General features: G+C 63.0%; 4 protein-coding genes. 1 reads left to right on the plus strand and 3 read right to left on the minus strand.

Annotation, left to right across the window (positions count from 1 at the left end; all coding sequences use genetic code 11):
- Positions 1–28: 28 nt before the first annotated feature.
- The 3 genes from pgl to ACXWUF_RS18875 form a co-directional block, all read right to left on the minus strand.
- Positions 29–769: a 6-phosphogluconolactonase gene (gene pgl / locus ACXWUF_RS18865; RefSeq protein WP_458496134.1), complete on the minus strand. Its 741-nt coding sequence runs from the start codon at positions 767–769 to the stop codon at positions 29–31.
- On the minus strand, positions 766–2,412 hold the full coding sequence (gene pgi, locus ACXWUF_RS18870) for a glucose-6-phosphate isomerase (RefSeq protein ID WP_458496135.1): 1,647 nt from the start codon (positions 2,410–2,412) through the stop codon (positions 766–768). Before pgi ends, pgl begins: the two co-directional genes overlap by 4 nt.
- A gap of 224 nt (positions 2,413–2,636) precedes the next feature.
- A complete protein-coding gene (locus ACXWUF_RS18875) occupies positions 2,637–3,044 on the minus strand; it encodes a bacteriohemerythrin (protein WP_458496136.1) in 408 nt (135 codons plus the stop codon).
- A gap of 202 nt (positions 3,045–3,246) precedes the next feature.
- Between ACXWUF_RS18875 and argH the strand changes: the two genes are divergently transcribed.
- A complete protein-coding gene (gene argH, locus ACXWUF_RS18880) occupies positions 3,247–4,644 on the plus strand; it encodes an argininosuccinate lyase (RefSeq protein ID WP_458496137.1) in 1,398 nt (465 codons plus the stop codon).
- Positions 4,645–4,735: the final 91 nt, after the last annotated feature.

Here is a 4,735-nt window from a genome sequence, read left to right on the forward strand (position 1 = left end):
GTAGGTCGGGCTTAAGCCCGACCTACCCCTACGACACCAAATCCATCACGCCCGCCCCGGCCTCTCGATCCAACAGCCAGACGGTCGCGCCATCGCCCGCTTCAACCCTGCCAGCGGGCAGAACCAAACCGGCGGGTTCACCCCGGAACATCGCCCGCACCGGCTCGGCCTTGTCCGCCCCCGTCACCAGGAACCAGATTTGCGCCGCCCGGTTGATGGCGTCCAAAGTCAGCGTCAGCCGCACGGGCGGCGGCTTGGGCGACTCGAAAATCGCCGCGACGGCACCGGGATAATCGGGCCGACCAGGGAACAGCGAGGCGGTGTGCCCGTCCGGCCCCATGCCCAGCAAAACCAGGTCGAGGCGGGGCAGCGGTGCGCCGTCGAAGAAGCTTTGCAAGCTTTCGGCATAGCGGGCCGCGTCGGCTTCCGGCGTGTCGCCTTCCGTCGGCATGGCGAAAATGTTTTCCGGCGGGATGGGCACATGATTCAGCAGGGTTTCCCGCGCCAGGAGCAGCGTGCTGTCGGGATGATCCGGCGGCACATAGCGCTCGTCGGCGAAGAAGATATGTACCCGCGTCCAATCCACGGCGTGGAGATAAGGCGGCTGCGCCAGCAACGAATAAAGCCGACGCGGCGTGCTGCCGCCGGACAGGGCCACCGAGAAGCGACCGTGGTCCTCGATGGCCCGGCCCGCCGCGTCGGCGAAACGGGCGGCGGCTTCGCGGGCCAGATCGTCGGGGCTGTTGGCGATGAAGAGTTGTCGGGTCATGGTCTGCGCAGCGCCTTGTAGCGGTTGATGAGTCCGTTGGTAGAGCTGTCGTGGGACGTCACCACCGTGTCGTCGGCCACTTCGGCGAGGACGGTCCTGGCGAGTTGCTTGCCCAACTCCACGCCCATCTGGTCGAACGAATTGATGTTCCAGAGGGCGCCTTGGACGAATATCTTGTGTTCGTACAGAGCGATGAGGCTGCCCAGGGTTTCCGGGGTGAGCCGCTTATAAAGGATGGAATTAGAGGGCCGGTTGCCCCGGAAGGTTTTCGCCGCCGCCAGTTCTTCCAAGCGTTCGCCGGTGACGCCTTCGGCCCGCAACTCGGCCTTGGCCTCCTCGCAGGTCTTGCCCTTCATCAAGGCTTCGGTCTGGGCGATGTAATTGGAGATGAGGATTTCGTGATGCTTCCCCATGTTGTGGTGGCCTTGCGCCGCCGCGAGGAAGTCGCAGGGGATCAGTTCGCTCCCCTGGTGCATCAACTGGTAGAAAGCGTGCTGGCCGTTGGTGCCGGGCTGGCCGAAGATGATGGGTCCAGTGCTGTAGTCCACCGGGTGGCCCTCGATGTCCACGGTCTTGCCGTTGCTCTCCATGTCGCCCTGCTGGAGATAGCTGGGCAGGTGTTCCAGGTATTGGTCGTAGGGCAGGATGGCGTAGGCGTCGGCATGGAAGAAGTTGTCGTACCAGATGCCCAACAGCGCCATGATGACCGGGATGTTCTGGCTGAAATGGGCCGCACGGAAATGCTCGTCCACCCGGTGGGCGCCTTCCAGCAGCGCCTCGAAGCGGTCCATGCCCACCGCCAGGGCGATGGATAGGCCCACGGCGGACCACAGCGAGTAGCGGCCCCCGACCCAGTCCCAGAACTCGAACATGTTGGCGGTGTCGATGCCGAATTCGGCCACCTTCTCCGCGTTGGTGGAAATCGCCACGAAATGCTTGGCGACGGCGGCGGGATCGTTGACCTTCGCCAGCAGCCAGTCCCGCGCCGTCCGGGCGTTGGTCATGGTCTCCGGGGTGGTGAAGGTCTTCGAGACGATGCAGAACAGGGTGGTCTCGGGGTCCAGGTTCTTGAGGTTGAACACCAGGTCGGCGTCGTCCACATTGGACACGAAGCGGACCCGCAGCCCCGAGTCGCTGTAAGGCGCCAGCGCCTTCACCACCATCCTCGGCCCCAGGTCGGAGCCGCCGATGCCGATGTTGACCACATGGGTGATGGACTTGCCGGTGCAGCCTTTCCACCAGCCCGAGCGGATGGCCTCGGTGAAGCCGCGCATCTTGGCCAACACCCGGTTCACGTCGGGCATCACGTCCTCGCCGTCGAGCAGGATGGGCCGGTTGGAACGGTTGCGCAGGGCCACATGCAGCACGGCGCGGTTCTCGGTGACGTTGATCCGGGCGCCCCGGAACATGGCCGAAATCTTGTCGGCGAGTCCCGTCTGGTTGGCGAGATCGAAAAGCAGGCTCAGGGTTTGGTCGGTGACCCGGTTCTTCGAGTAGTCGAACAACAGGTCGCCGAAGCCGAGGGAGAAGCGTTCGAAGCGCTGGGGATCGGCGGCGAACAAATCCCGCATGTGGACCTGGGCCATGTCCCGCCAGTGCGCTTCAAGGGTGCGCCAAGCCGGAAGTTGAGTGGGTTGAGTCATTGTGCGAGTCCCGCTGGTTGTTTTCGCGGGGGATGCTACTACAGGGCGCTTGGCGAATAAACCGCCGCGACATCCCGCTGAACCGTGGCCTCCCGACTTGAGGATAGCCCATAAAAACTCACGCCGCTTGCCGTTCGCGTTTCAGTATGGAAACACGAACGGCAAGCGGCGTAATCACTCGCCAATCAAGCGAAAGGGGCCGCGTGGCCCCCTCGCTTCAATTCTTAATTGACGCCCTTGCCGTTCAGGTAGGGGCCGTAGTGCTTGTCCACGTTGGGGATGTGGCTGTACAGCCAGTCCTTCACGAACACGCAGGTGTCGCCGGTGATTTCGATTTCGCCGGCATGGAATTTTTTCTGTACGTCCAGGCAGGTGTTGACCAGTTCGACATGGAGGGCTTTGTGGGCTTCGGTGTCGGGATAGCCGTGCGCGTCGAACAGGTCTTCTTCGGTCTTGAAGTGACCAGCCACATAACCAATCAAGGCATCCAGTTTCTGGCCGACAACCGCCCGATCACCGGCGGCGACGGCATCATTGAGGTCGTTGGTCATGTCGAAAATGACCTTATGCTCGTCGTCCGCTGCGGTAACGTTGGTAGCGAACGCTTCGGCGGTCCAATTCAGTAGAGCCATGGGATTTACCTCCTCAATTTGTCGTAGGTTTTATGGGGCCAAAAGGCAGGAGCAATCTATATCCTTATCGGAAACGATGGCTTGACTTAAATCAAACAAAACAATCTTTCGACTCAAAACCATCCTGCGAATGATGAAGCCGGGGCCGGTGGCTCTCGGGTTATAATTCGTGCTATTCAGTCACTTAGAGATATTCACGCCTATGAGCAGCGAACCAAAACCCTGGGCGGGCCGCTTCACCGAAGCCACTGACGCCTTCGTGGAAGCCTTCACCGCCTCGGTCGGCTTCGACCAGCGCCTCGCCCGCCACGACGTCCAAGGCTCCATCGCCCACGCCACCATGCTGGCCCGCATCGGCGTCCTGTCCGAGAAGGACCGCGACGCCATCATCGCCGGGCTGGAAAACATCCTGGCGGAGATCGAGCGCGGGGATTTCTTCTGGTCGGTGCAACTGGAAGATGTCCACATGAACATCGAGGCCCGCCTCACCGACCGCATCGGCGAGGCGGGCAAGAAGCTGCACACCGGACGCTCCCGCAACGACCAAGTGGCGACCGACATCCGTTTATATTTGCGGGAGGAAATCGACCACATCGGCGCGGAAATCCGCCGCCTGCAAACGGGCCTCCTGGACCTCGCCGAGCGGGAGGCCGACACCATCCTGCCGGGCTTCACCCATCTGCAAGTGGCCCAGCCCATCAGCTTCGGCCATCACCTGTTGGCGTGGTTCGAGATGCTGGCGCGGGATCACGACCGGCTGCGCGACTGCCGCAAGCGGGTCAACGTCATGCCGCTGGGTGCCGCCGCCCTGGCCGGGACCACTTTCCCGCTGGACCGCCACTACGCGGCGGAACTGCTGGGCTTCGACCGCCCCGCCGCCAACTCGCTGGACGCCGTCAGCGACCGGGATTTCGCCATCGAATTCACCGCCGCCGCCAGCCTCGCGATGATGCATTTGTCGCGCTTCTCGGAAGAACTCATCCTGTGGACCTCGGCCCAGTTCGGCTTCGTCGATCTGCCCGACGCCTTCTGCACCGGCTCGTCGATCATGCCGCAGAAGAAGAACCCGGACGTGCCGGAACTGGTGCGCGGCAAGTCGGGCCGGGTGTTCGGCCACCTCATCGGACTCTTGACCTTGATGAAGGGCCAGCCGCTCGCCTACAACAAGGACAACCAGGAAGACAAGGAGCCGCTGTTCGACACCATCGACACCCTCAAGCACTGCCTCCGCGCCTTCGCCGACATGGTGCCGCACCTTAAGCCCAACCGCGAAGCGATGCGACTAGCCGCCCTCAAGGGCTACGCCACCGCCACCGATTTGGCCGATTATCTGGTGCGCCGGGGCATCGCCTTCCGCGACGCCCATGAAATCGTCGGCAAGGCCGTCAGGTTGGGCATCGAAACGGGCCGCGATTTGTCCCGGCTGGAATTGACCGAATTGCGGGAACTGTCCGCCACCATCGAAGCCGACGTGTTCGAGGTGCTGACTTTGGAAGGCTCGATCCAGGCCCGCGACCACTTCGGCGGCACCGCCCCGGCCCAGGTCCGCGCCGCCATCCAACGCGCCCGCTTAGCCATTCAAGAGGAATCCCCCGCGTGATTACCGACGACCGGGTTACGACACTCTTAGACCTCATCCGCCACGGCGAGCCGGAGGGCGGCATCCGCTATCGCGGCCAGACGGACGACCC

It is taken from the genome of Methylomagnum sp. (assembly GCF_054333355.1).

Bases quoted from the DNA above. Each gene is read 5' to 3' on its own strand.
- pgl (WP_458496134.1), bottom strand. From the start codon at position 769: ATGACCCGACAACTCTTCATCGCCAACAGCCCCGACGATCTGGCCCGC.
- pgi (WP_458496135.1), bottom strand. From the start codon at position 2,412: ATGACTCAACCCACTCAACTTCCGGCTTGGCGCACCCTTGAAGCGCAC.
- ACXWUF_RS18875 (WP_458496136.1), bottom strand. From the start codon at position 3,044: ATGGCTCTACTGAATTGGACCGCCGAAGCGTTCGCTACCAACGTTACC.
- argH (WP_458496137.1), top strand. From the start codon at position 3,247: ATGAGCAGCGAACCAAAACCCTGGGCGGGCCGCTTCACCGAAGCCACT.